Source organism: Gordonia tangerina, assembly GCF_021556435.1.
GTDB classification, from domain to species: domain Bacteria; phylum Actinomycetota; class Actinomycetes; order Mycobacteriales; family Mycobacteriaceae; genus Gordonia; species Gordonia tangerina.
The window spans coordinates 37,262-63,386 of the sequence record NZ_JAKGCU010000007.1; the positions used below are offsets into that span (position 1 = coordinate 37,262).

Sequence of the window (26,125 nt, forward strand, 5' to 3'; positions counted from 1 at the left end):
CACAGATGGGGGTGCGCTGATGTTGTCGAAGATGGCACGAATCCAGCTCATCGTGTTCGTCGTGGTGGGGCTGGTCGCACTGGTCTACGTCGGCGCCAAGTATGCACGCCTCGACCGGCTCGCCGGTTTCGGGCAGTACACCGTCACCGCGTCGATGCCGTCTTCGGGTGGCATTTTCACGAATGCGGAGGTGACGTATCGGGGTGTGCCGGTGGGTCGGGTCGGGCAGTTGTCGTTGACCGATGACGGCGTGGATGTGGCGTTGGAGTTGGATTCGGGTGGTCCGGAGATTCCGGCGTCGTCGGCGGCGGTGGTGGCCAATCGGTCGGCGATCGGTGAGCAGTATGTGGATTTGCAGCCGACGTCGTCGCAGGGGCCGTATCTGGAGGATGGTTCGGTGATCACCGACACGTCGGTGCCGCCGGAGCTCGAGGACGTGGTGGCCTCGGCGATCGATTTCACGTCGTCGATACCGGTGGACGACCTGCATACGGTGATCACCGAGTTGGGTAAGGCGTTTGATGGTCGGGCCAATGATCTGACGCGGCTGACCGATTCGTTGTCGAAGTTGTCGCGGGCGGGTTATGACTCGTTGGATGAGACGATTTCGTTGATCCAGAATTCTGATGTGGTGTTGGCGACGCAGGCGCAGCAGTCCGATGCGATCTTGTCGTGGTCGCGGAATCTGGATGTGGTGACGGCGACGTTGGCGGCTGCGGATCCGGATTTGCGGCGGTTGTTGACGACGGGGACGGCGTCGGCGACGCAGATTTCGACGTTGTTGCAGGACAGTGGTGGCGACATCTCGACGGTGGTCAAGCAGTTGGCGAGCACTGTGCGCACCATCGAACCCACCGCATTTGCCACCTCACCCACCTTCGCGATGCTCTCGGCACTGTCGGCCGGAAGTCACAGTCCCGCCCCCGGCGATGGTCAGATTCATTTCGGTGTGGTGTTGGAGACGAATAATCCGGCGGCGTGTACGCGGGGGTATGAGGGTACGCAGGCGATGGTGGATCGGCTCAAGCGCGAGGATCCGTCCTTCGACATCCGGTATGACGATTTTCCGTTCAACACGAATGCCAAGTGCACGGTGCCGGTGGGTAATCCGACGGGTGTGCGTAGTGCCGAGCGGGCGGTGTATGCCAATCCGGAGTTCGCGCAGCCGTGGGATGACAGTCCGAAGAAGGATCCGGACAAGTTGAATCTGAACCCGTTGGCGCGACAGCTGGCGGCACTGCTGGGAGTTCGGCCGCAGTGATTGCTTGGGTTCCTCTCAGGTCCCGATGGTTAGGTGACGGCCGATGACGACGAGTAGCACATCGACCTCTCCGACGTCGGGGCGCGCACGGTCGCGCAGCACCGGCGCGACCGTCGCGTTGGTTGCCGCCATCGTGGCGGTGATCGTCGCGGCCGGCTGCGCGGTCTGGTTCGGCTATCAGGGCTATCAGGCGTACTTCGTGCAGAAGCCGATTCAGGAGGCCCGCGACGGCGCCGTGAACGGTGCCGAGCAGGCCATCATCAACGTGACGACGGTGGACCCGCGCGACACCGCCGACTGGAAGCGTCGGGTGGATGCCTCGCTGACCGGCAAGGCGCGCGAACAGATCACCAATCAGGACGTCAGCAACCTGAACTCGATGATCACCGACGCCGGGTCGCAGGCAGCATCGCTCACCTCGCGTCTCATGCGCAGCGCACCGACCGAGGTGGACGCCGACGGCGGCAACGCGAAGGTGTTGGTCTACGTGGCCGCGACATCCAAGCGGGAGAACGAGGCCGGCGTCACCCAGACGATGGGCTTCTCGGTGTCGATGACCAAGGACGGCGACACGTGGAAGGCCAACGACATCGTCCCGCTCGACTCGCTGCAGTATCAGGACCCGGGCACCGCCGCGGGCCAGGACGGCGGGCAGGGTGCCGACGGGTCCGCGCCCGAGGGAGCCACCCAGAACGGGGGAGGGGGTAACTGATGGCGACCAACCCACGCCCACCGCGCAAGGGACAACGACCCAAGCGCAAGTCCACCCCCCGGGTCGCCGGCCGCACCGCGCCCGGCCACCCCGCCGACGGAACCCAGAATCCCGCCGACGGAACCCCGAATGTCGCCGACGGAACCCCGAATGTCGCCGACGCAACTTCGAGCCCCGCCGACGAAACCCAGAATCCCGCCGACGGAACTTCGAGTCCCACCGAGGCAAGTACCACCTCCGACGTCCCCGAGAACGACCCGGATCCGGCCGAGGTCGCCTCGGCTGCGTCCGACGGCACCGCGGATTCCGTCGACGACAGTCCGTCGACTGATTCGACCGACGACGCCGACCAGCCCAAACCGGCCGCCAAACGCCGGGTGGCACGTGTGTCGACTCTCCGCCCGGGCGACGGCGCCGCCACGAGCCCGTCGCAGGCGGCATCGAGCACACCGTCTCGGAGACGTCCCGTGCGATCCGGGCTGCGGACCGTGGTCGGGGTGCTGGCCGCACTCGCGGTGGTCCTCGGCATCTTCGCCCTCGTCGCCGGCCTGCATCCGGGCGCTGACATCGGGCCCAACCAGGCCTTCGTCGACCAGCCGGCCACCACGGAACTGACCTCGCAGGTGCAGAGCAAGGCCTGCGCACTGACCGTCAACACCGTCGACATCGACAAATGGGCCGGCGAGGCGCGGGCGGTCCTGACCGGCCAGGCGTTGACGGAGTTCGACGAGTATCTGCCTCAACAACGCGACATCCTCAATCAGACCAAGGCGGTCGCCGACTGCCGGGTGGAATCGGTGGGCGTCGCCGACCTGAGCGGTGGCGATGACGGCGACACCGCCCAGGTCGTCGTCAACATGATCGTGAGCCAGCAGCAGGCCGGGATCGCCGGACAGAGTGCCGCGCCGCGATACCAGTTCGGCATGATCAAGCAGGGTGACGCCTGGCTGATCAACAAGGTCGACGCGTTCTGACCGACCCCGGGCATCCAGGTCCCGAGAAGCACCCCCGACATGCGCCCGATTACAAGCGTGCCGCGACCGCCGTGTCGTTGCCGGATCTACTCGAGTGCCCGTCGGAGGTGTTTTTCGCTCCCGGAATGCCGGCCTGCCCCGGCTCTGCGCAGGTAAGGCGCCAGTTTTCTGACCCAAATATGCGCGTAGCGCTTGACGTATCGGCGATGTCGGGCCACGCTGTCACCAGCGAATGACGTGCAGGCAGCCACCCGCGCGAACTCGCTTCCAGACGTGGCTTGACAAAGTGCGTCTATTTTCTGCTACAGTTGGACGTTGCGCTGGCTGCCTCCTGTCCATGTACCGATCCTTCCTCTGGCCACCTTTGCTGTGTGTGCTCGTGGTGATCGCCGAAGTTGCAGGTGCCACCAGCGAACGGCCCATCAAGCCAAGCACCGAGCTAGGTAGAACACTTCGTGTTGGAAGGACGCATCTTGGCACTCGACCGCCAGTCCACCTCAACCATCCCCGGCGCGCCCAAGCGCGCATCTTTTGCAAAGATCGACGAGCCACTGGAGGTCCCCGGACTCCTCGACCTCCAGCTCGATTCCTTCGAGTGGCTCGTGGGTACCCCCGAGTGGCGTGCCAAGGCCATTGCCCGTGGTGACGACAACCCCACCGGTGGTCTCGAGGACATCCTGCACGAACTGTCCCCCATCGAGGACTTCTCCGGCTCGATGTCGCTGTCCTTCTCCGAGCCGCACTTCGACGAGGTCAAGGCCTCCGTCGAGGAGTGCAAGGACAAGGACATGACCTATGCGGCGCCGCTGTTCGTCACCGCGGAGTTCATCAACAACAACACCGGCGAGATCAAGTCGCAGACCGTGTTCATGGGCGACTTCCCGATCATGACCGACAAGGGCAGCTTCATCATCAACGGCACCGAGCGTGTCGTGGTGAGCCAGCTGGTGCGCAGCCCGGGCGTCTACTTCGACTCCTCGATCGACAAGGCCACCGAGAAGAACCTGCACACCGTCAAGGTGATCCCGGGCCGTGGTGCTTGGCTCGAGTTCGACGTCGACAAGCGCGACACTGTGGGCGTTCGCATCGACCGCAAGCGTCGCCAGCCGGTCACCGTGCTGCTCAAGGCGCTGGGCCTGACCACCGAGGAGATCACCGAGCGCTTCGGTTTCTCCGAGATCATGATGTCCACCCTGGAGAAGGACAACACCGCCAACCAGGACGAGGCGCTGCTCGAGGTCTACCGCAAGCTGCGTCCGGGTGAGCCGCCGACCAAGGAGTCCGCGGAGAACCTCCTGGAGAACCTGTTCTTCAAGGAGAAGCGCTACGACCTCGCCCGCGTCGGCCGCTACAAGATCAACAAGAAGCTCGGCCTCACCGACAACCCGATGTCGGGCGAGGGCGTGCTGACCCGCGAGGACATCATCGCCACGGTCGAGTACCTGGTGCGTCTGCACGAGGCCGACCCGCACACCACCACCTACATGACCGTCCCCGGCGGCGTGGAGGTTCCGGTGGAGGTCGACGACATCGACCACTTCGGCAACCGTCGTCTGCGTACCGTCGGCGAGCTGATCCAGAACCAGATCCGTGTGGGTCTGTCGCGCATGGAGCGTGTCGTGCGTGAGCGCATGACCACCCAGGACGTCGAGGCGATCACCCCGCAGACCCTGATCAATATCCGTCCCGTCGTGGCGGCGATCAAGGAGTTCTTCGGCACCAGCCAGCTGTCGCAGTTCATGGACCAGAACAACCCGCTGTCGGGTCTGACCCACAAGCGTCGTCTGTCGGCGCTGGGCCCGGGCGGTCTGAGTCGTGAGCGTGCCGGCCTCGAGGTGCGCGACGTGCACCCGAGCCACTACGGCCGCATGTGCCCGATCGAGACCCCTGAGGGGCCCAACATCGGTCTGATCGGTTCGCTGTCGGTGTACGCGCGGGTGAACCCGTTCGGCTTCATCGAAACCCCGTACCGCAAGGTCGAGAACGGTGTGGTTACCGACAGCGTCAAGTACCTGACCGCCGACGAAGAGGACCGCTACCTCGTCGGCCAGGCGAACACGAACTACGACCTGAACGGGCAGATCACCGACGGCCGTGTATTGGTCCGCAAGAAGGGCTCCGAGGTGGAGTTCGTCAACCCGGATCAGGTCGACTACCTCGACGTCTCGCCGCGCCAGATGGTGTCGGTCGCGACCGCGATGATCCCGTTCCTCGAGCACGACGACGCCAACCGTGCCCTGATGGGTGCCAACATGCAGCGTCAGGCCGTGCCGCTGGTGCGTAACGAGTCGCCGCTGGTGGGTACCGGTATGGAGCTGCGCGCCGCCGTCGACGCCGGCGACGTCATCGTCTCCGACAAGACCGGTGTCGTCGAAGAGGTCTCCGCCGACTACATCACCGTGATGGCCGACGACGGCAGCCGCGACACCTACCGGATGCGCAAGTTCGCCCGCTCCAACCACGGCACCTGCGCCAACCAGCGCCCGATCGTGGACGAGGGGCAGCGTGTCGAGACCGGCCAGGTGCTGGCCGACGGTCCGTGCACCGAAGACGGCGAGATGGCGCTGGGCAAGAACCTGCTCGTCGCGATCATGCCGTGGGAGGGCCACAACTACGAGGACGCGATCATCCTGAGCCAGCGTCTCGTCGAAGAGGACACCCTCACCTCGATCCACATCGAGGAGCACGAGATCGACGCCCGCGACACCAAGCTCGGCGCCGAGGAGATCACCCGGGACATCCCGAACGTCTCCGACGAGGTCCTCGCCGATCTCGACGAGCGCGGCATCGTGCGTATCGGTGCCGAGGTCCGTGACGGCGACATCCTGGTCGGCAAGGTCACCCCGAAGGGTGAGACCGAGCTGACCCCGGAGGAGCGACTGCTGCGTGCGATCTTCGGTGAGAAGGCGCGCGAGGTGCGTGACACCTCGCTGAAGGTGCCGCACGGCGAGACCGGCAAGGTCATCGGTGTGCGCGTGTTCAGCCGCGACGACGACGACGATTTGGCTCCCGGTGTCAATGAGCTCGTGCGTGTGTACGTGGCTCAGAAGCGCAAGATCCAGGACGGCGACAAGTTGGCCGGCCGCCACGGCAACAAGGGCGTCATCGGCAAGATCCTTCCGCAGGAGGACATGCCGTTCCTGCCTGACGGCACGCCCGTCGACATCATCCTGAACACCCACGGTGTGCCGCGTCGTATGAACATCGGCCAGATCCTGGAAACCCACCTCGGGTGGGTGGCCAAGGCCGGCTGGAACATCAACGTGGCCTCCGGTGTGCCGGATTGGGCGTCGAAGCTGCCCGAGGAGATGTACTCCGCCGAGCCCGACACCAACACCGCCACCCCGGTGTTCGACGGCGCGCGCGAGGAGGAGCTGCAGGGCCTGCTGGGCTCGACGCTGCCCAACCGCGACGGCGAGGTGATGGTCAACAGCGACGGCAAGGCGACGCTGTTCGACGGTCGTTCCGGCGAGCCGTTCCCGTATCCGGTTTCGGTTGGCTACATGTACATCATCAAGCTGCACCACCTGGTCGACGACAAGATCCACGCGCGTTCGACCGGTCCGTACTCGATGATCACCCAGCAGCCGCTCGGCGGTAAGGCGCAGTTCGGTGGTCAGCGCTTCGGTGAGATGGAGTGCTGGGCCATGCAGGCCTACGGCGCCGCCTACACGCTGCAGGAGCTGCTGACCATCAAGTCCGACGACGTGGTCGGCCGCGTGAAGGTGTACGAGGCGATCGTCAAGGGCGAGAACATCCCCGAGCCGGGTATCCCCGAGTCGTTCAAGGTGCTCCTCAAGGAGTTGCAGTCGCTGTGCCTGAACGTGGAGGTGCTCTCCTCCGACGGTGCCGCGATCACCATGCAGGACTCCGACGACGAGGATCTCGAGCGTGCGGCGGCGAACCTGGGAATCAACTTGTCGCGCAACGAGTCCGCGACGGTTGACGATCTGGCCAACTGACCCCACCGACGAACCAGACTTAAGAGCTCTCGAAAGGTAACAAGTGCTCGACGTCAATTACTTCGACGAACTGAAGATCGGTCTCGCCACGGCCGATGACATCCACAACTGGTCGTACGGTGAGGTCAAGAAGCCCGAGACCATCAACTACCGCACCCTCAAGCCGGAGAAGGACGGACTCTTCTGCGAGAAGATCTTCGGCCCGACCCGCGACTGGGAGTGCTACTGCGGCAAGTACAAGCGCGTCCGCTTCAAGGGCATCATCTGTGAGCGCTGCGGCGTCGAGGTGACCCGCGCCAAGGTGCGGCGTGAGCGGATGGGCCACATCGAGCTGGCCGCCCCGGTCACCCACATCTGGTACTTCAAGGGTGTGCCGAGCCGGCTGGGCTACCTGCTCGACCTGGCGCCGAAGGATCTCGAGAAGATCATCTACTTCGCCGCCTATGTCATCACGTCGGTCGACGACGAGCTGCGTCACGCGGAGCTGTCGACCCGTGAGGCCGAGATGGAGGTCGAGAAGAAGGCCGTCGCCGATCAGCGCGACGTCGACCTGAACGAGCGTCAGCAGAAGCTCGAGGCCGACCTGGCTGAACTCGAGGCCGAGGGCGCCAAGGCCGATGTGCGCCGCAAGGTGCGTGACGGTGCCGAGCGCGAGATGCGGCGCATGCGTGATCAGGCCCAGCGGCAGCTCGACGAGCTCGAGGAGATCTGGGACAAGTTCACCAAGTTGAGCCCGGGCGAGCTGATTATCGACGAGAAGCTCTACCGTCAGCTCGACGAGCGTTTCGGTGAGTACTTCACCGGCGCGATGGGTGCCGAGGCGATCAAGAAGCTCCTGGAGAACTTCGACATCGACGCCGAGGCCGACTCGCTGCGCGACACCATCCGCAACGGCAAGGGCCAGAAGAAGCTGCGTGCGCTCAAGCGACTGAAGGTGGTCGCGGCTTTCCAGCAGTCGGGTAACAGCCCGCTGGGTATGGTGCTCGACGCGGTGCCGGTGATCCCGCCGGAGCTGCGTCCGATGGTGCAGCTCGACGGTGGCCGCTTCGCCACCTCCGACCTCAACGACCTGTATCGCCGCGTCATCAACCGCAACAACCGCCTCAAGCGACTGATCGACCTCGGTGCGCCCGAGATCATCGTCAACAACGAGAAGCGGATGCTGCAGGAGTCGGTGGACGCCCTGTTCGACAACGGTCGTCGCGGCCGTCCGGTCACCGGACCGGGCAACCGCCCGCTGAAGTCGCTCTCGGATCTGCTCAAGGGCAAGCAGGGTCGTTTCCGTCAGAACCTGCTCGGCAAGCGCGTCGACTACTCGGGCCGCTCGGTCATCGTCGTCGGCCCGCAGCTCAAGCTGCACCAGTGCGGTCTGCCGAAACTGATGGCGCTCGAGCTGTTCAAGCCGTTCGTGATGAAGCGTCTGGTCGACCTGAACCAGGCACAGAACATCAAGTCGGCCAAGCGCATGGTGGAGCGTCAGCGCCCCGCCGTGTGGGACGTGCTCGAAGAGGTCATCGGCGAGCACCCGGTGCTGCTCAACCGCGCACCGACGCTGCACCGCCTCGGCATCCAGGCCTTCGAGCCGCAGCTGGTGGAAGGCAAGGCCATCCAGTTGCACCCGCTGGTCTGTGAGGCGTTCAACGCCGACTTCGACGGCGACCAGATGGCCGTGCACCTCCCGCTGTCCGCGGAGGCACAGGCCGAGGCGCGCATCCTGATGCTGTCGAGCAACAACATCCTGTCGCCGGCATCGGGCCGTCCGCTCGCCATGCCGCGTCTGGACATGGTGACCGGCCTGTACTACCTGACCACGCTGAAGGAAGGCGCGGCAGGCGAGTACAGCCCGGCATCGAACGACGATGTCGAGCGCGGCGTCTACTCGAGTCCGGCCGAGGCCATCATGGCTGTCGACCTCGGTGCACTGACCGTGCAGTCGCGCATCAAGGTGCGGCTGACCGATCAGCGTCCGCCGGCCGAGATCGAGGCCGAGCTGTTTCCGGACGGCTGGACCTACGGTCAGGCTTGGTACTGCGACACCACGCTGGGTCGCGTCATGTTCAACGAGCTGCTCCCGGTGGAGTACCCGTTCGTCAACGAGCAGATGCCGAAGAAGCGTCAGGCCGTCATCATCAACGACCTGGCCGAGCGGTATCCGATGATCGTGGTCGCCCAGACCGTCGACAAGCTCAAGGACGTCGGCTTCTACTGGGCCACCCGTTCGGGTGTGACCGTGTCGATGGCCGACGTGCTGGTGCCGCCGCAGAAGAAGGAGATCCTCGACAAGTACGAGGAGCGGGCCGACGGTCTGGAGCGCAAGTTCCAGCGCGGTGCGTTGACTCCGGAAGAGCGTCGTGACGCACTCGTCGAGATCTGGAAGCAGGCCACCGAAGAGGTCGGACAGGTCATGGAGGCTCACTACCCGGACGACAACCCGATCCCGATGATCGTGAAGTCGGGTGCGGCGGGCAACATGACCCAGATCCGCTCGCTGGCGGGCATGAAGGGTCTGGTGACCAACCCGAAGGGTGAGTTCATCCCGCGTCCGATCAAGTCCTCGTTCCGCGAGGGTCTGACCGTGGCCGAGTACTTCATCAACACCCACGGTGCCCGTAAGGGTCTGGCCGACACCGCGTTGCGTACCGCCGACTCGGGTTACCTGACCCGTCGTCTGGTGGACGTGTCCCAGGACGTCATCGTTCGCGAGACCGACTGCGGCACTGAGCGTGGCATCAACACGACCATCGCCGAGAAGATGCCCGACGGCACGCTGATCCGCGATGCGCATGTGGAGACCTCCACCTACGCACGCACGTTGGCGACCGACGCGCTCGACGAGAACGGCAACGTCATCGTCGAACGCGGCCACGACCTCGGCGACCCGGCCATCGAGGCACTCCTCGCGGCCGGTATCACCCAGGTCAAGGTGCGGTCGGTGCTCACCTGTGCCACCGGCACCGGGGTGTGCGCGCACTGCTACGGGCGTTCGATGGCGACCGGCAAGCTCGTCGACATCGGCGAGGCCGTCGGCATCATCGCGGCTCAGTCGATCGGTGAGCCCGGTACCCAGCTGACGATGCGTACGTTCCACCAGGGTGGCGTCGGTGAGGACATCACCGGCGGTCTGCCCCGCGTCCAGGAGCTCTTCGAGGCGCGCGTGCCCAAGGGTGTCGCGCCGATCGCGGAGGTCTCCGGTCGGGTGCGCCTCGAGGACGACGACCGCTTCTACAAGATCACCATCATCCCCGATGATGGCTCCGAAGAGGTTGTCTACGACAAGATCTCGAAGCGTCAGCGTCTGCGCGTGTTCAAGCACGATGACGGTTCCGAGCGGCTGCTGGCCGACGGTGACCACGTCGATGTGGGCCAGCAGCTCATGGAGGGTTCGGCGAACCCGCACGAGGTGCTGCGCGTGATGGGCCCGCGTCAGGTGCAGGTGCACCTGGTCAACGAGGTCCAGGAGGTCTACCGCAGCCAGGGTGTGTCGATCCACGACAAGCACATCGAGACCATCGTGCGTCAGATGCTGCGTCGCGTGACGATCATCGACTCCGGTGCCACCGAGTTCCTGCCCGGTTCGCTCACCGAGCGTTCCGAGTTCGAGTCGGAGAACCGTCGCGTCGTGACCGAGGGTGGCGAGCCCGCCGCCGGACGTCCCGTGCTGATGGGTATCACCAAGGCAAGCCTCGCGACCGAGTCGTGGTTGTCGGCGGCGTCGTTCCAGGAGACCACGCGTGTCCTGACCGATGCGGCCATCAACAGCCGCAGCGACAAGCTGATCGGTCTCAAGGAGAATGTGATCATCGGTAAGCTGATCCCGGCCGGTACCGGCATCAACCAGTACCGCAACATCCAGGTGCAGCCGACCGAAGAGGCACGCGCCGCGGCCTACGCGGTGCCGTCCTACGACGACACCTACTACAGCCCGGACGGCACCTTCGGTGCTCCCGCCGGCGCTGCGGTGCCGCTGGACGACTACGGCTTCTCCAACGACTACCGGTAGCCTCCACCCGCCGATCGATCTCGATCTCGACAAGCTCGATCCAGCGGATACGCCACTCGCTACGTTCGCGGCTACTCGATCCAAGGAGTAGTCCGAGGCGCTAGCCCGCCCTGCCCCGGCGAGTCCGGTCGCCGAGGTCCCCGCGCCGCTTCCACTGGTGATCGAGTAGTCCGAGGCGCTAGCTTCCACTGGTGATCGAGTAGTCCGAGGCGCTAGCCGAGGACGTATCGAGATCACGTAAGCCGAATCGCAAACGGCCCCCGCACTTTCGAGTGCGGGGGCCGTTCGCGTTCACCCGCCGATCGATCTCGATACGCCACTCACTACGTTCGCGGCTACTCGATCCACGGAGTAGTCCGAGGCGCTAGCCGACGGCGTATCGAGATCACGCAACCCTCATCGCCAACGGCCTCCGGCGACTGCGGCCGGAACTCGGCCCTACCCCTCGGCTTGTAGCCGGAGCCCCTCCAGCAACAGCTCCAGTCCGGCTCGGAACTGATCGATGTCGCGGTGACCGTCGAACTCGTCGACGATGTAGTGCATGAACGGGAAGCGCTCCGGGTCGAGTGCGCGCCAATTGTCGGCGACGCCGTGTAGATAGGTCTCCGCGGCGACCGTGCCGTCGAGGACCTCCTGCGGTGGGTCCTGTCCGAGGTCGGCGGCCACGCCGATGACATAACCGAGAATCGCCGATACCGCGTGAAAACACTCCCGGGGCGGAAGGCCCAATCGCATCACCTGTTCGCCGATGCGTTCGTAGAGCAGTAGCGCGTTGGACTGAATGGTCGTGTTGCGCATGAAGTATGCGGCCAGCCAGGGCCGCTTCTCGATAGCCGTGAAGACGGCCACCGCGATACCCCGGGTGTTGTCGATCGGGTCCCCGTCGGCGGCGAGATCCTCGGTGTCCGACAGCATTCCGGCAACCACATGGTCAGTCGCGCGGTCGAGCAATTCGTCCTTGTTGGACACATACCAGTAAATGCTGCCGACCCCGCCGCCCAGACGCGCGGCCAGCGCTCGGAAGGTGAGGGCCGGTTCGCCGGCCTCGTCGAGCAGTGCCACCGCCGTCTCGACGACGGCCTCGAGTGAATGCGTGACGCGACGCCGGGTCCCACGCGCTCCAGGTGCCATTCGTCTATCCCATCACATTGCCTCTCGCTGTCTTGTCACGGATCGAACGCCGTTCTAGTATCGAACTATGTTCGAGAACCGAACAACGTTCGACGAAAGGAGGTGCTGCGATGACCGCCGCTACCCAAACTTCCCCGACCCGCACCTATGGGTCACTGAGCGCCGCGTGGATTCCGCTCGCGGCGCTGTGCTTGGCCTTCTTCGTGGAGATGGTCGACAACACCCTGCTCACCATCGCCCTGCCGACGATCGGCCGTGATCTCGGCAGTGGAACCACTGCATTGCAGTGGGTGACCGCCGCCTATTCGCTGACGTTCGGCGGACTGTTGCTCACCGCGGGCTCCGCCGCCGATCGCCTCGGCCGACGACGCGTGCTGCTTGTCGGCCTATTCGCTTTCGGCCTGATCAGTCTCGGCGTCGTCCTCGTCCATTCCGCCGGTGAGCTGATCGCGCTGCGCGCTGCGCTCGGTGTTGCGGCGGCCGCGATGGCGCCGATCACCAACTCGCTGGTATTCCGGCTCTTCGAGAGCGACAGACTGAGGATGCGTGCGATGACGCTGATGATCATCGTCGGCATGAGCGGCTTCATCCTCGGGCCGCTGCTGGGCGGCACCGCATTGGTCCACCTCAGCTGGGAGTGGCTGCTGGTGGTGAACGCGCCGATCGCACTGATCGCGTGGATCGGGGTGCGCCTCGGTGTGCCGGCCGATCGTCCCGAGGACCTCACCGACGACCGGCTCGACCTGCCCGGGGCCGTGTTGAGCATCGCCACCATCGGCCTCGCCTGCTACATGCTGACCAGCGGCGTGGAACACGGATGGGCCTCGCTCATCACAATCGGGTGTGGGCTGGGCGCGGTGCTCGCCCTGGCAACCTTTGTCTGGCACGAGCGCCGCACGGCCCAACCGATGCTGGATCTCGGCGTGTTCACCTCGGGCACCGTGCGTGGCGCTGCCATCGCTCAGATCGGCACCTCGATCGCCATGGCCGGCGTGATGTTCGGTCTCATCCTGCACTTCCAGTACGCCTACGGGTGGAGCCCGATGAAGGCCGGCCTGGCGAACCTACCGATGATCATCACGATGATCGCTGCGACGCCGATCTCCGAGGGGTTGGCCAAGCGGTTCGGGCATCGGATCGCGTGTCTGGTCGGTGCGGTGCTGCTGGGCGGTTCACTGGCCGGTCTCGCCTGGGGCGTCGACCACGGGTACCTCGCGATCGCCGTCTTCATGGTGATGCTGACCATCGGGCTGCGCACGGTGATGACCATCTGTGCGGTGGCTCTGGTCGATGCGATGCCGGAGAACCGCACCTCGATCGGCGCCGCCCTCAACGACACTGCCCAGGAGGTGGGGACCAGCATCGGCACCGCAGTCGTCGGCACCTTGATCGCGGTGCTGGTGACGGCGACGTTGCCCGCAGGGGTGTGGAGCACCGATCTGGTGACATCGTTCTTCCACGGTGAGCGGATCACCTACGCGGTGCTGGCTGTGGTCGTCGGTCTGATCGCCGGATTCGGCGCGCTGACTCTCACCAATTCGCATGCCACCGAAGAGCCGCAACCGATTTCGTAGTATGAAGCGGCTCGACGTGCCGCTTCATACTACGAATCCACAGAACAGGGCAGGCTCAGCGGTCGATCGAGAACCGCACCGCCGCCCGAACCTGCGCCGCGATCGCCGACCCGGCACCCAGCGGCCAACGACTCATGATGTATTCGGCAGCCTCGTCGATGGTGAGTTGGCGAGTGGAATTGCCGCTGCGCACCCAGAACTCGGGATCGGCCTTCTTGCCGGGCCGCAGATACACCGGTCTCGTCGACGGCGAGCAGATGATCCGGCACACCGGTCGTTGACCGTCGTCGGCTGCAACGTCCTCGATCGTGACCCCGATGGCCGCGGCCGCGTTCTGCCCGAACGACGTCGAGAACAGGTCTCGCAGCCACAACTCGAAGCGGTCGGCGTCGGGCACCTTCATCGTCGCGTAGTCGCGGTCGAGGCCCAGTGGCCGGCCGTCGTCGTCGACACCGATCAGCAACGTGCCCCCGCCGGAGTTGAGGAAGCCGGACACCGTCTTGACGATCACATGCTCCATGCGGGCGTCCTTCTCGCCGGTGTGCATGCTGACCCGCGCGGTCGATTTGAACTCCAGCCGATCGGACTCGCCTGCGGCCATCAGTTCGGTCAGAGTGGCGCGCGGCGGATGAACCCGTGCGATCACCGCGGTGTAGGTGAACACGGCGGCGATGGACCCCACCAGCCCGAGGATCACGGTCAGCCCGCTCCACAGCTTCAGGTTCGAGTCCAGCGCGCCGGCGATCAACAGTCCGATGGCGGTACCGACGATCGACAAGACGATGGAGGTCGTCACGTTCATCTTCGCCCGATCGCGAAGGGTCCAGCGGGCCACGCCGCCGAACGCCCAGGCGATGATCAGTACCACGACCAGCGCTATCGCTGTTGCCCACACCGGCACGGCAAATTCAATCGGGCCGACGGCCGCCAGATTCACTGCATGCACAGCAGACAGTATGGCGAAGGGGTCGGTCAGCGGGCTGATGCGGTCAATCGCACATCGCCAGTGAGCCCGTACACCCGCCGCGCATTCCCGGACCCGATCAGTTCGGCCACCCGTAGCGCGTCGTCGAGTGCCCACGCGTCGGAGTCGACGAATCGTTGCAGAACTTTCGCCAGGCCATGCCGCCACAGCTGCGCGCCCAGGTAGTGGAGTTCGGCCGGACCGTACGCATCCGACGAGTAGAGCACCTTGCGGAAGGGTGCCAACTCGAGCGAACGTGCGATCAGTTCGGGTGCGCGGGCGCCGAGATGGTTCACCGCGAGCCCGACGTCGACGTAGACGTTGCTGAACGCCTGGGCCAGATATCCGGCTTCGCGTTCGAACGGATAGCAGTGCAGCAGCATGACCGGCGTGGTGCCGCTGGTGCGCAGAAAGTCGAGAAGCAGTAGGGGATTGGTGCGGTGCAGGTCGGCATCGCGATCACCGAGTCCCACGTGCAACTGCAGTGGCTTGCCCAGCCGTAGCCCGCGATGCAGTCCGAAACGCAGCAGCGTGCGATCGGTGAGTCGGGTGCCGCCGACCTCGCGCCAGCGTCGGGCGGCGTCCTCGACCTGCGCCGGCGCCGGGTCGGTGAGATCCCCGTCGAACCCGCCGCGATAGGCGATGATCGACTTGGTGCCCACCGCATCTCGGGCTCGTTCGGCGAGGATCTCGTCGAAGGCATCCGCGTAACTGCCGCCGCGCGTGACCGCATCCTCGGCGATCGATTCGAGCCGGAGCACCTCGTGCGCGGCAGACCCCGACCACCGGGCCAGCAGGTCGACATCTGCCACGCCCGGCAGCCCGGTGTCGACGACCCAGTCGGACACACCGGCGGCACGCAAGAACCGATGTGCGACGTCGAACTCCGCCGACTCTGCGCGCCGAGCCCAGTAGACGTCCGCCGGTGCGTGCACCGGCAACCCGAGAATCGGCGCACACCAGCGGCGCAGCGCGAACCCGATCTGCGTATCGAAGGGCGCATCGTCGGCGGACAACGGCTCGGTGTTCGCCTCATTCAAGGCATTCTCGAAGCGGGTGCGGTCGACGCTGTCGATCCAGCAGCCGTGCACATGGTGATCGATGAGCGGCATCGTCGCGACGTGTTCGGCGATCGGCCCAGGCGGCACCATCAGGTCACACGCTCCAGGCGAGGCGGAACCGCTCGGTCAGAGTGTCGGCCGTGTGGTCGGGGAAGTTGTCCACCTCATAGCGGCGCACGGCAACCAGGGCATCGACCGCCGGGTCGCCGAGGATCGCCCGCACCGTTGTCGAAGCATCCAAGGTGTCGACGATCGCGCGTTGATCCGCTGACAGCGGTGCGATGTCGGCTTCGGCGCGCTGCTGGTCGGTCAGCGTTGCCGGGTCCACGGTGACCTCCGGTGGCAACGGCATCTCCAGTGCGATGCCGAGAGCCGCCGCACCGAGGATCGCCGCGGTCGCGAAGTACACGTTGGCAGAGGGGTCGATGGCTTTGACCTCGACGTTCGCGCCGCGCGGGGTGGCCGGACCGGAACGGATGAGGCGGACCGCAGCTTCGCGGTTCTCCACGCCCCAGCACGCGAACGCGCCGGCCCATTGTCCGGGCAGCATCCGCAGCCCCGAGACGACCGAGCCGCTCAATACGCCCTGCAAGTCGACCATTGCGTCGACGAGCCCGGCGATCGCGTTCGCGCCCAGCGCCCTCAGCCCGGTTGGCCCGGGCCCGCCGGAGAACAGCGGTTGATCGTCCTGCATCAGCGAGATGTGTTGATGTGCTCCGCATCCGGCGCCGTCGGCAAACGGCTTGGGTGAGAAGCTGACGCGCAATCCGTGCCGTCGGGCGACGCGACCGAGAACGATCCGCGCCAACACCACCTGATCGGCGGCGGCAACCGGGTCGCGGGGTTCGATGGACAGTTCGAACTGCGAGCGGCCGTACTCGGGATGAAATTGCTCGACGCCGAGGCCCGCCGCATGACAGTCCGCCAACACCTCACGGACGAACTGTTCGTGTTCCAGGACACCGGCCGCGCCGTACTGGGCCCACAGGTGTGCCGGCAGTTGCTGTCCGTCCGGGCCGGTCAGCATGAACTCGAGTTCATGCCCCACCATCGCGCGCAGACCGGTGCGGCCCAGGCTGTCGACGACCCGGCGCAATGTTCCGCGCGCACACTGCGGCACCGGAGCGCCAGCTTGGTCGAAGAACTCGCCGGGCGCCCATACCAGGGTCGCATCGAGAGTGTGCATCGCTTCGAGGTCGACACGGATGCGCTGATCGCCGACGACGCCGATGGCATCGGTGAACGCGATACCGACCTGATCGGCGGCGAACGCGTGCCAGGTCGGACTGGCACCGAGCCCGGGGGAGGCAAACGCCGGCACGCGGACCTGTGGCACGGTTTTGGCGAGGATCAGACCTGCGGGGTTGACGATCGTGCCGAGGAGAACGGTCGGATCGGTACCCTTTGTGCCGTCCGGTGCGCCCGATTGCATACCTCTCAGTGTCGTGCCCGCGCGCGTCCGCCGCATCCGAATCGGCGGACGCGCGTGCCGGCGGTCAACTCTCGTAGCGATACGGCAGGTACTGTACGTTCCAGTGGTTTCCGTCCGGGTCGTCGAAGTAGACGAAGTGTCCCCACGGCTGCACATCGACTTCGCTGGCGTCGACCCCTGCGTCCAGGAGTTGGGTACGTGCCGCGTTGATATCGGACACGCACAGCATCAACTGGCCCACGTTGGGTCCGGGGTCTTCGACGATGCCCTTGCCGAAGGCGATGGAACAGGCGGATCCGGGCGGGGTCATCTGCACGAATCGGATGTCGTCGCTGGGCGACTGGTCGTGGTCGGGATGGAATCCGATCCGGGTGTAGAAGTCCTTGGCGCGGTCGACGTCGGTGACGGGGAGAAACGCGACTTCGAGTGTCCAGTCCATGACGATGCCTCTCGTGTGTGGTCAGTGAATGTGGGTGAGTTCAGTGTGACCGGCATCGAGGACATATTCGGTCCTCGATGCGCGAGCCGAGAAGATTCCCCTTCGGCGCGTCTTTTCGGCGGTGTCCGACGCATGCCGCGCCCACGCAATATCCTTGAGCGTTGTGCACCCCGATCGGCCGGTGACCATCTACGGTCCGGACTTCCCGTTCGCCTACGACGACTGGATCACGCATCCGGCCGGGATCGGGTCGGTGCCCGCCGACGCGCTCGGCTCGGAGGTCGCCGTGATCGGCGCCGGGATGGCGGGGATGGTGGCCGCCTACGAGCTGATGAAGATCGGCCTGCGCCCGGTGGTCTACGAACCCGAACGCATCGGTGGTCGCCTGCGCAGCGAGCACTTCGTGCCCGGTGAGCCGGAAGTCGCCGAACTCGGCGGCATGAGGTTCCCGATCTCGTCGTCGACGTTCTTCCACTACGTCGACACCTTCGGTCTGCGGTCGCGGCCGTTCCCGAATCCGTTGACGCCGGCGGCCGGTTCGACGGTCATCGACCTGGGCGGCGAGACGCTCTATGCCCGCACCCTCGCCGATCTTCCGCCCATCTACACCGAGATCGAAAAGGCCTGGGACAGCGCACTCGAACGCGTTGCCGGGTTCTCAGCGCTGCAGGATGCCATCCGCAACCGCGACACCGGTCGGCTCAAGGACCTGTGGAACCGGTTGGTGGTGGATTGGGATGATCGCAGCTTCTACGACTTTCTGGCCACCTCCGACGAATTCGGGTCGCTGACCTTCCGGCATCGCGAGCTGTTCGGACAGGTCGGATTCGGCACCGGCGGATGGGATTCCGACTTCGCCAATTCGATGCTGGAGATCCTGCGCGTGGTGGTCACCAACTGTGACACCGAGCAGCACCTGATCGTCGGCGGGGTCGAGCAGGTGCCCCGGCGGCTCTGGTCGGACAGTCCGGCCCGCATCCGGTACTGGCCGGTCGGGACGAGTCTGTCGTCGCTGCACAGCGGAGTGCCGCGGGCAGGTGCGTCCGCGATCCGCCGTGTCGCGCCGGGCCGGATCGAGGTCGTCGACCGCTGGGGCGACGCCCGTGAGTTCCCGGCCGTCGTGGCGACCTGTCAGGCGTGGTTGCTGTCCACCGAGATCGACTGCGATGAAAGCCTGTTCAGCCAGGACCTGTGGATGGCCCTGGATCGGACGCGCTACATGCAGTCGTCGAAGACCTTCGTGATGGTGGACCGACCGTTCTGGACCGAACGCGACCCGGCGACCGGCCGCGATGTGCTGAGCATGACGCTGACCGACCGGTTGACCCGGGGTACCTACCTGTTCGACAACGGCCCCGACCGTCCTGGGGTGATCTGCCTGAGCTATAGCTGGATGAGCGATGCACTCAAAGTGCTGCCACATCCGGTGGAGAAGCGGGTGTCGTTGATGCTCGATGCCCTGCGCAAGATCTACCCCGACGTGGACATCGCCGAGCACATCGTCGGGCGACCGATCACCGTGTCCTGGGAGGACGAACCGCATTTCCTGGGCGCTTTCAAGGGAGCATTGCCCGGGCATTACCGCTACAACACCCGCATGTACGGACACTTCTACGGCCAGGAACGCCTGCCCGAGGCCGAGCGTGGCATCTTCATCGCCGGCGACGACGTCTCGTTCATGCCGGCCTGGGTCGAGGGGGCGGTGCAGACCGCGCTCAACGCGGTCTGGGGCGTGCTGAATCATTTCGGTGGCCGCAGCCATCCCGACAATCCCGGCCCGGGCGACCGCTACGCCGAACTCGGGCCGATCGACATCGGCGGGTGAGCGTCGTGGCCGACATCGATGTACGAATAGCGCTGTGGCAGTGCGAATCCCGGCCGCTTCAGGTCGAAGCCAACCTGACCCGCCTCGATGCGACGGCGGCTGTGGCGACGGCGCGCGGAGCGCAGCTGTTGATCGCCCCGGAGATGGTGGTGACCGGCTACGCCATCGGTCCCGATGCGGCCGATCGGCTCGCCGATGCCCCGGACGGCCCAGTGGCCCAACGGGTCCGCGACATCGCGCGCAGCCACGACATCGCCATCCTGTACGGCTGCGTGGAGCTTGCCCCCGACGGTCGGCGGTTCAATGCCATCCGTCTCGTCGATCGGCTCGGGTCCGCGATCGCCACCCATCACAAGACTCAGCTCTTCGGCGACATCGATCGCCGCATGGTGGCCCCGGGCTCGTCACGCCCGCCCGTCGTCGAGTGGGCGGGGTGGCGAGTGGGTCTGCTGACCTGTTACGAGGTCGAGTTCCCCGAGTTGGTCCGGTCCTGCGCGCGGCGGGGAGCGGACCTGATCTGCGTGCCCACTGCGAATATGATCGACTACGACGTTGTGCAGGAAGTGTTGCTGCCGGCGCGCGCGCTGGAAAGCCAGGTCTTCCTCGCCTACGCCAATTACTGTGGTGCAGAAGGCGATCTGGTCTACGGCGGCCGCAGCACGGTGGTGAGCCCGACGAGTGCGGTGCTGGCGCAGGCTGGACTCGAGCCGGAGCTGCTCGTCGTCGACCTCGATCGCCCGACCCTCGAGGAGTCGCGCGAGACGTATCCATATCTGCGTGATCTGAGGACGGACGTGTGCTGATCGGGGTGGGCGCCGGGCGTCAAATGCGTTACACCTGAGGGGAAATTGACTCTGGACAGTCGGCCGTCCGTACCCTACGGTAGCGATACGCATCGAACCTACTGGCCAGTAGCGTTTGGTGTGCAGGGGGTCGGTAGCGGGGTCGGTCGGCGGTGGTCGACGGGTTCCGTCATCTCCGGCAAGCGGTTTGAGATTGTTCGACGTCGACGCCACTATGCGCGTCGACCGCCGTTCGGGTCGTCATGCTCCTGGTGTCGGGGCTGGGTATGACGCAGGCATCTGCACGTCCGATGAGGGGGATCATGCCCGACACACTTTCCACACGTATCCGCGGCCGGGTCGATGGCTCGGTGCGCAGGCCATCAGCGTTGCTCGAGGCGGTCGAGGTCGAAGAGCTCATCGTCATTCCCGGCCTCGATGCGTTGCTCGATGCTCCGCAGGAGTTCGCGCTGAGCTTTGACGCGTCGATCGCGCTGTCGGCGATGCTGCGCAAGCATGCTCATCGGATCGGCGTCCTGAAGCAGATGGCCGCTGACGAGATCGACGAGAAGAATTGTCGAGCAGAAGATCTGAGGGAGATCCCCGCTTCGCTTCCGGTCCGGGCGCTCGAGCTCATCGCCGGGCAGTCGCGTTGGGCGGCGGATCCGCAGGGGCTCGCGATCGTGCGCGTCGCGTTTGCGTTTGTCGCGGTGTATTCGTTGACCGATCCGACCAACTGTCACACCGCCTCGCGTGCACTGCATCTGCGTCCGCGACCCCTCCACGGCGACCGCGCGCTGCTGCGTGCAGTGCTGAGCGCGGCGGTGCCGGTGCTCGACGGATCGTGCGCGGGATTGCTGCCGATCTATCTGAGCAAGGCGAGTGCCTTTTTCGCCGATCCGGACCACACCCGATGGTCGGCGCCATTCGACCGACGGTGCGCTGACGCCCGCTCGTCGTCGCTGCTCGATTACAACCCGGATGCGTTGGGTGAGGGCTGCCGGGCGATCGGCCTGGCGCACTCTGCGCTGCGCCTCTCGGGCCGAGCGTCGAACTGACCTGCGATGTTCTCGTGATCGTGGTTCGGGTCACGAATGTTCACTCAGTGTGCCGCGAACCACTTTACAAGTAGGCGGCTTTACCCTAGCGTAGGTTACGCGGCGGTAAGCTACTTTCCGGTAGGTGGGTTGAGGATGGCATCTGCGCATGTCAGAGGGTTTTATTTGTCCCGTCAGAGTGCGATGGACGCACCGACGGGGCGTCGCTGCGCAGTGTGTCGAGCGCTCTGCTGACCGCGGATCGGTCGATTTCGGTGGACGGGCGTGCTGCCGCGTCCGACGGATCTCGACCAGCACACGTCGACGCAGGGGAGGGCGTCGTTCGAGGGGTCGGGTCGGGTCGATCGTGCTGCCGTGGCAACCGGTCGCCCCGACCCGACGCAGTCGCCGAACCGGGTGTGCAGTCCAGGTGGCGCAGTAGGCTGAACGGGTGGTCGATGCAGCACGACGTCATCGATGGCTGATCCATGTGGACCTCGATCAGTTCCAGGTCTCTGTCGAGCGACTGCGCAGTCCGGAGCTCGTGGGCGTGCCGGTGATCGTGGGCGGCAACGGGGACCCGACCGAGGCACGCAAGGTCGTCACATGCGCCTCCTACGAGGCGCGCGCGGTCGGCGTGCGAGCGGGGATGCCTTTGCGCGCAGCGCATCGCAAGATGCCGGACGCGGTCTACCTGCCGCTCGACGTACCCGCCTACGATGTGGCCTCCGCCGACGTCATGGCTGTGCTGCGGGCCTCGGGCCATCCGCTCGAGGTGTGGGGCTGGGACGAGGCCTATCTGGGTGTCGAGCCGATCGACGGACCAGCCGTGGCCGACCGCAGCTCGATCGGCGAACTGGCCCGGCGCATCCGGGCCGACGTGTTCGAACGCACCGGCCTGCAGTGCTCTATCGGGATCTCCGACAACAAGCAACGCGCCAAGATGGCCACCGGTTTCGCGAAGAAGCCGGAACCGGTGTCAAGGGCACTCGCAGCGTTCGACATCGACAAGGTCTACCTGCTCGACGAACAGAACTGGCTGGCCCTGATGGGCAACCGGCCCTGTCGCGACCTGTGGAGCGTGGGGCCCAAAACCGCCGCCAAGCTCGGCTCACACGAGGTGGAGACCGTCGAGCAACTGATCGCCACCCCGCGCGAGCAGCTGATCGAGATCTTCGGTCCCCATCAGGGCAACTGGCTCTACGTGCTGTGCCGGGGCGGCGGTGACGCCACGATCACCGAGGAACCCTGGCTCGCCCGCTCGCATTCCAAGTCACGCACCTATCCCACCGATCTCGCCGATCGTGACGAGATGCGCTCGGCAGCTCTGGAACTGACCCGCGACCTGTTGACCGAGATCGTCGCCGAGGAGCGCGTGGTGTTCCGGGTGGCCGTCACGGTGCGGACCACGACCTTCTACACGCGGACCAAGTCGCGCAAGCTCGCCGCGCCCACCACCGGCTACGACGACATCGCGCCGGTCGTCGGCGAACTGCTCGGCGCCTTCGAACTCGAGCGTCCCGTGCGGCTGCTCGGCGTGCGGTGCGATCTGGTGATGCCGGAGGAGGACGACTGATGCGGGTATGGCTGTGGCCGGTGATGGTCCTCGTCGGCACGGCGGTCATGGCGGCCGCGGGAATCGCTGCGGTGTCCCACGCCCCGGCCGCAGCGACTCCACGCCCGTTGCCGGTCGTCTACGACTTCACCGCCGGTATCGGTGCCGAGCTCTCCCACCCGGGCGGGTCGCTGCCGGGCACCAACGACTTCGGCTGCCGGCCGTCGCGGAGCCATCCGCGTCCGGTGATCCTGGTGCACGGCACCGGCGGTGGGCGGCAGACCAACTGGGCCACGCTGGCGCCGGTGCTGCACAACGCCGGCTACTGCGTGTTCGCACTCACCTACGGGTCGTTGTCGACGGTGTGGCCGGCCTCGGCACTCGGCGGACTGGGGCCGAAGGTCGACAGCGCCTGGCAGGTCAAGGCGTTCGCCGACCACGTGATGGCGGCGACCGATGCTCGTCAGGTGGACATCGTCGGTCATTCGCAGGGCACCGAGATCCCCACGTATTGGATGAAATATCTCGGGGGGCGCGACAAGGTCGCCCACTATGTGTCGTTGGCGCCGTACTGGCGACAGGATCCCGACTCCGACGACAGTCGCGGCGAGGCGATCGACACGTTCCGCCGGGCGCTCGGCATCGGGCGGCCCTCGCGTCCGGCATGCCCCGAGTGCGTCGCACCACCCGCGGACACGTCGTTCAATCAGGCAGTGCGGCAACCGACTCCCTATCTGCCTGGCGTCACCTACACCAACATCGTGACCCGCGACGACGAGATCGTGACCCCGTACAGCAACGGGATTCTCGACGGCCCGCCCGGCACCGACGTCAGGAACGTCGTCGTGCAGGACGGCTGCCCGATCGATCGTTCCGACCACGCCTCGATCACCTCGAACCGACGCAGCGCGGCGCTGGTACTCGGCGCCCTGGACCCCACCCACGCGCCGCCGGTGCCGTGCGTGGCGGTGCCCCCCTTCACCGGCGCCTGAGGCGGACGTGCTGATCGAGTGGCCACCGCGGACTCGACACCGCATCGTCGCGCGCCCAGCGGTCATTCGCGCGCGCAGTTTCGCGCGCGCAAGATCGCTGGACGCGCGATGTCACTCGCGCGGGATGCGCACGCCGACGAGTCGGGCGTCGGGGTCGACGCCGAGTCCGACACGATCCCAGTCGGTGCCCACGGTGACGACGGCGTAGGCGGAGGTGGGGAAGCGCTCGATGGAGCCGTCGGCATCGAGGGTCAGTGCCGTGGCCGGCATTCCCGGCTCGTGGCCGACCACCAGCACGGTGGACGCATCGGCGGGTGCGTGCACCCGAACGGCCTCGAGTACTTCGTCGGGCGACCCGCCGTAGACGTCGTCGACGTAGACCACCGGCGCGTCGACGCCGGTACGGTCCAGGGTCTGCCGGGTGCGGGTGGCCGTCGAGCAGATCACTGCGTCGATGCGCAGGCCCTCGTCGGTCATCCAGCGTCCGGCCAGAGCCGCCTCACGCCGGCCGCGGTCGGCCAGTGGTCGGTCATGGTCACCGACGCCGGCCGGATATCCGGACTTTCCGTGTCGCATCAGCACCAGCGTGCGACTCATGCGGCACCGCTGTCGGGCCGGCGCATCGCGGCGTCACGGGTGGCGCCGACATCGTGGGCGATGGTGCGCAGCAGCGTCACCGTGGCACGCCACGCGGCGGCCTCCTGGCGGCAGTAGGCCGCCTCGTCGTCGGCGCCCGACGCCAGGTGCTCGTCGGCAAGCTCGTCGAATTCGATGTACTCGTCGACAGCCTCGTCGATCAGGCCGACCACGGCATCGGGCGACGCGCACACCACGGTGATGGTGTCGCCGTCGAGGGTCATCAGGCGTTCGAGATCGGACTGGTACCGCATGATCCCAACTTACGACGCGGAGCCGACAAGGTGCGGTATCCACACCGTGAGCAGCGTACTTCCAGGATGGTTGAACCGTGGGACGCGATCGCTAAGGTGGGCCGGGTGCATACCTGGGTTCCCGCGCTGCTGTCGGTGACGGCGGCCGTTCTGATCGCAGGTGGCACCGTGATGCGTCAGCGGGCCTCCTATGCCAGCGGGGCGATAGCGCGCGGCTGGTGGTTGGGTGCGGTCGTGGCAGTGACCGGATTCGGGGCGCAGGCCGCCGCGCTTGGACTCGGGTCCATCCTGCTGGTGCAACCGCTGGTGGTGCTCGCCATCCTGTTCGCGCTGCCGATGGAGGCCTGGGCCGACCATCGGTGGCCGCTGCGGATCGAGTGGGCGTGGGGTGCGGTGCTGGTCGCCTGCGTGACCGTGTTCCTGGCCATCTCGCGCCCCGAACCGTCGGCGCGACGGCCCGACGAGCTGTTGGTGGTGGTGACCGTCGGCGCGGTCATCGTGGGCGTGCTCTGTTGTGTCATCGTGGCCGAGCGATCCAACCGGCACTACAAGTCGCTGTGTTACGGGATCGCGGCGGGTACGTTGTTCGGCGTCTCGGCGCTGCTGGTGAAGGCGGTCGCGGTGCGTCTGATCCACGACCTCAACCGCGCCCTGCTGTATCCCGAGCTCTACCTGTTCGCGGTGGTGGGAGTAGCGGCGATCTTCATGCAGCAGCGCGCATTCGGCGCCGGTGAGCTGCAGACGTCGTTTCCCGCTCTGACCGTGATGGAACTGGCGGTGTCCATGGCACTCGGGGTGGCGCTGCTCGGCGAGAACCTCAAGGTCTCGGTGCCCACGGCCTTGTTCCTCGGCGCGGTGCTCGCCGTGATGGTGCGTGCGGTCCTGGAACTGACAAAGCTCGCCGCGGTGCGCGCGGAGGAGATCGCGCACCGCGCTCACCGGCCGGACGGGTCGAGCCTCAGCTGACCGACACCGGGTCGATCAGACCGCTGATTCCCCGCGCCCACTCCTCGGCAAGTTTCGCCGGCTTGATCGCCGACGAGTTGTCGTGCCGCGCATGCTCGCCGACCTGGGTGGCGCCGCGGGAGACGAGCATGCCGGCGATGATCTCACCGCCGCGATTGAAGGTCTCGCCGTAGACGGGTGTCACCGAGGCCGAACAGTGCGAATCGCAGGCCGGTCAGGTCGGGGTTCACCTCGTCGAGCTCGTCGGCGAACGGCTCGGCGCCGGTGGGTAGCTCGCCTTCGCCATAGGTGGAACAGACGGCGATCAGGAAATCGGCCGGGTCGAGATCCTCGACCGCGAACTCGCTCATGTCATAGATCGACGGATCGTGCTCGGCGGCGAGCACATCGGCGATGGCGTCGGCAACCAATTCGCAGTTGCCGGTCTCGGTGCCGTAGAGGATGACGACGGACATGGCTGGTACCCCTTTCGATGTCGCGCTCTCGGGAGACACAACTCCACAAGCCAGACTATCGAGGTGAGGCTACCCTAACCATCTCGGAATGGACAACCCGCAGGTGGGAGGGG

The 26,125-nt window shown here is 66.0% G+C and carries 19 protein-coding genes and 1 pseudogene; 12 read left to right on the forward strand and 8 right to left on the reverse strand.

The window, feature by feature from the left end; all coding sequences use genetic code 11:
• Positions 1-19: 19 nt before the first annotated feature.
• From L1892_RS10150 to L1892_RS10170, 5 genes are all read left to right on the forward strand, one after another.
• Positions 20-1,261, forward strand: a complete 1,242-nt coding sequence (locus tag L1892_RS10150) for an MCE family protein (RefSeq protein WP_235723471.1) — start codon at positions 20-22, stop codon at positions 1,259-1,261.
• 43 nt (positions 1,262-1,304) lie between these two features.
• Entirely contained in the window at positions 1,305-1,973 is a 669-nt protein-coding gene (locus L1892_RS10155) for a conjugal transfer protein (RefSeq protein ID WP_235723472.1), read from the forward strand.
• Positions 1,973-2,947 (forward strand): hypothetical protein, encoded by a 975-nt coding sequence (locus L1892_RS10160; protein ID WP_235723473.1) that lies wholly within the window; start codon positions 1,973-1,975, stop codon positions 2,945-2,947. Before L1892_RS10155 ends, L1892_RS10160 begins: the two co-directional genes overlap by 1 nt.
• A 473-nt stretch (positions 2,948-3,420) precedes the next feature.
• Positions 3,421-6,909, forward strand: a complete 3,489-nt coding sequence (gene rpoB, locus L1892_RS10165) for a DNA-directed RNA polymerase subunit beta (RefSeq protein WP_235723474.1) — start codon at positions 3,421-3,423, stop codon at positions 6,907-6,909.
• Positions 6,910-6,952: 43 nt separating this feature from the next.
• The gene (locus L1892_RS10170) at positions 6,953-10,909 is read left to right on the forward strand and encodes a DNA-directed RNA polymerase subunit beta' (protein WP_235723475.1); all 3,957 of its coding nucleotides are present in this window, start codon (positions 6,953-6,955) and stop codon (positions 10,907-10,909) included.
• 438 nt (positions 10,910-11,347) lie between these two features.
• On the opposite strand, the gene L1892_RS10175 is transcribed toward L1892_RS10170, so the two are convergent.
• Positions 11,348-12,040 (reverse strand): TetR/AcrR family transcriptional regulator, encoded by a 693-nt coding sequence (locus L1892_RS10175; RefSeq protein ID WP_235723476.1) that lies wholly within the window; start codon positions 12,038-12,040, stop codon positions 11,348-11,350.
• 110 nt (positions 12,041-12,150) lie between these two features.
• On the opposite strand from L1892_RS10175, the gene L1892_RS10180 reads away from it, so the two are divergent.
• Positions 12,151-13,614: an MFS transporter gene (locus tag L1892_RS10180; protein WP_235723477.1), complete on the forward strand. Its 1,464-nt coding sequence runs from the start codon at positions 12,151-12,153 to the stop codon at positions 13,612-13,614.
• Between the two features lie 55 nt (positions 13,615-13,669).
• Here L1892_RS10180 and L1892_RS10185 read toward each other — a convergent pair whose 3' ends face one another.
• The 4 genes from L1892_RS10185 to L1892_RS10200 all read right to left on the reverse strand — a co-directional run bounded on the left by L1892_RS10185 (position 13,670) and on the right by L1892_RS10200 (position 17,510).
• Positions 13,670-14,560, reverse strand: coding sequence for an ATP-binding protein (locus L1892_RS10185; protein ID WP_235723478.1), 891 nt, complete (start codon positions 14,558-14,560; stop codon positions 13,670-13,672).
• A gap of 26 nt (positions 14,561-14,586) precedes the next feature.
• Complete coding sequence (locus L1892_RS10190; protein ID WP_235723479.1) at positions 14,587-15,729, reverse strand: amidohydrolase family protein; 1,143 nt, start codon at positions 15,727-15,729, stop codon at positions 14,587-14,589.
• Positions 15,730-15,733: 4 nt separating this feature from the next.
• Positions 15,734-17,071, reverse strand: a complete 1,338-nt coding sequence (locus L1892_RS10195; RefSeq protein WP_235723480.1) for a type I glutamate--ammonia ligase — start codon at positions 17,069-17,071, stop codon at positions 15,734-15,736.
• Positions 17,072-17,135: 64 nt separating this feature from the next.
• On the reverse strand, positions 17,136-17,510 hold the full coding sequence (locus tag L1892_RS10200) for a VOC family protein (protein ID WP_235723481.1): 375 nt from the start codon (positions 17,508-17,510) through the stop codon (positions 17,136-17,138).
• 163 nt (positions 17,511-17,673) lie between these two features.
• Between L1892_RS10200 and L1892_RS10205 the strand changes: the two genes are divergently transcribed.
• The 5 genes from L1892_RS10205 to L1892_RS10225 all read left to right on the forward strand — a co-directional run bounded on the left by L1892_RS10205 (position 17,674) and on the right by L1892_RS10225 (position 23,701).
• Entirely contained in the window at positions 17,674-19,335 is a 1,662-nt protein-coding gene (locus L1892_RS10205) for a flavin monoamine oxidase family protein (RefSeq protein ID WP_235723591.1), read from the forward strand.
• Positions 19,336-19,340: 5 nt separating this feature from the next.
• Entirely contained in the window at positions 19,341-20,138 is a 798-nt protein-coding gene (locus L1892_RS10210) for a carbon-nitrogen hydrolase family protein (protein ID WP_235723482.1), read from the forward strand.
• A gap of 302 nt (positions 20,139-20,440) precedes the next feature.
• Positions 20,441-21,175 (forward strand): hypothetical protein, encoded by a 735-nt coding sequence (locus L1892_RS10215; RefSeq protein ID WP_235723483.1) that lies wholly within the window; start codon positions 20,441-20,443, stop codon positions 21,173-21,175.
• A 430-nt stretch (positions 21,176-21,605) separates the two neighbouring features.
• The gene (locus L1892_RS10220) at positions 21,606-22,730 is read left to right on the forward strand and encodes a DNA polymerase IV (RefSeq protein ID WP_235723484.1); all 1,125 of its coding nucleotides are present in this window, start codon (positions 21,606-21,608) and stop codon (positions 22,728-22,730) included.
• Positions 22,731-22,777: 47 nt separating this feature from the next.
• Positions 22,778-23,701, forward strand: coding sequence for an esterase/lipase family protein (locus L1892_RS10225; RefSeq protein WP_235723592.1), 924 nt, complete (start codon positions 22,778-22,780; stop codon positions 23,699-23,701).
• A 111-nt stretch (positions 23,702-23,812) separates the two neighbouring features.
• Here the strand turns inward: L1892_RS10225 and L1892_RS10230 are convergent, their stop codons facing one another.
• Together L1892_RS10230 and L1892_RS10235 are read right to left on the reverse strand one after the other, a co-directional pair.
• Complete coding sequence (locus L1892_RS10230) at positions 23,813-24,298, reverse strand: SixA phosphatase family protein (protein WP_235723485.1); 486 nt, start codon at positions 24,296-24,298, stop codon at positions 23,813-23,815.
• Positions 24,295-24,591, reverse strand: coding sequence for a hypothetical protein (locus L1892_RS10235; RefSeq protein WP_235723486.1), 297 nt, complete (start codon positions 24,589-24,591; stop codon positions 24,295-24,297). Before L1892_RS10235 ends, L1892_RS10230 begins: the two co-directional genes overlap by 4 nt.
• Before the next feature lie 105 nt (positions 24,592-24,696).
• Here L1892_RS10235 and L1892_RS10240 point away from each other — a divergent pair, with 105 nt between their 5' ends.
• On the forward strand, positions 24,697-25,557 hold the full coding sequence (locus L1892_RS10240) for a DMT family transporter (protein ID WP_235723487.1): 861 nt from the start codon (positions 24,697-24,699) through the stop codon (positions 25,555-25,557).
• Here the strand turns inward: L1892_RS10240 and L1892_RS10245 are convergent.
• Positions 25,550-26,012, reverse strand: a pseudogene (locus L1892_RS10245) (flavodoxin family protein). The gene L1892_RS10240 and the pseudogene L1892_RS10245 overlap by 8 nt on opposite strands.
• Positions 26,013-26,125 lie beyond the last annotated feature (113 nt).

Coding starts and splice junctions, on each gene's coding strand:
- L1892_RS10190 (WP_235723479.1), bottom strand. CDS start 15,729: ATGGTGCCGCCTGGGCCGATCGCCGAACACGTCGCGACGATGCCGCTC.
- L1892_RS10195 (WP_235723480.1), bottom strand. CDS start 17,071: ATGCAATCGGGCGCACCGGACGGCACAAAGGGTACCGATCCGACCGTT.
- L1892_RS10150 (WP_235723471.1), top strand. CDS start 20: ATGTTGTCGAAGATGGCACGAATCCAGCTCATCGTGTTCGTCGTGGTG.
- L1892_RS10235 (WP_235723486.1), bottom strand. CDS start 24,591: ATGCGGTACCAGTCCGATCTCGAACGCCTGATGACCCTCGACGGCGAC.
- L1892_RS10215 (WP_235723483.1), top strand. CDS start 20,441: ATGCCCGACACACTTTCCACACGTATCCGCGGCCGGGTCGATGGCTCG.
- L1892_RS10200 (WP_235723481.1), bottom strand. CDS start 17,510: ATGGACTGGACACTCGAAGTCGCGTTTCTCCCCGTCACCGACGTCGAC.
- L1892_RS10160 (WP_235723473.1), top strand. CDS start 1,973: ATGGCGACCAACCCACGCCCACCGCGCAAGGGACAACGACCCAAGCGC.
- L1892_RS10230 (WP_235723485.1), bottom strand. CDS start 24,298: ATGAGTCGCACGCTGGTGCTGATGCGACACGGAAAGTCCGGATATCCG.
- L1892_RS10175 (WP_235723476.1), bottom strand. CDS start 12,040: ATGGCACCTGGAGCGCGTGGGACCCGGCGTCGCGTCACGCATTCACTC.
- L1892_RS10180 (WP_235723477.1), top strand. CDS start 12,151: ATGACCGCCGCTACCCAAACTTCCCCGACCCGCACCTATGGGTCACTG.
- L1892_RS10225 (WP_235723592.1), top strand. CDS start 22,778: ATGGCGGCCGCGGGAATCGCTGCGGTGTCCCACGCCCCGGCCGCAGCG.
- L1892_RS10155 (WP_235723472.1), top strand. CDS start 1,305: ATGACGACGAGTAGCACATCGACCTCTCCGACGTCGGGGCGCGCACGG.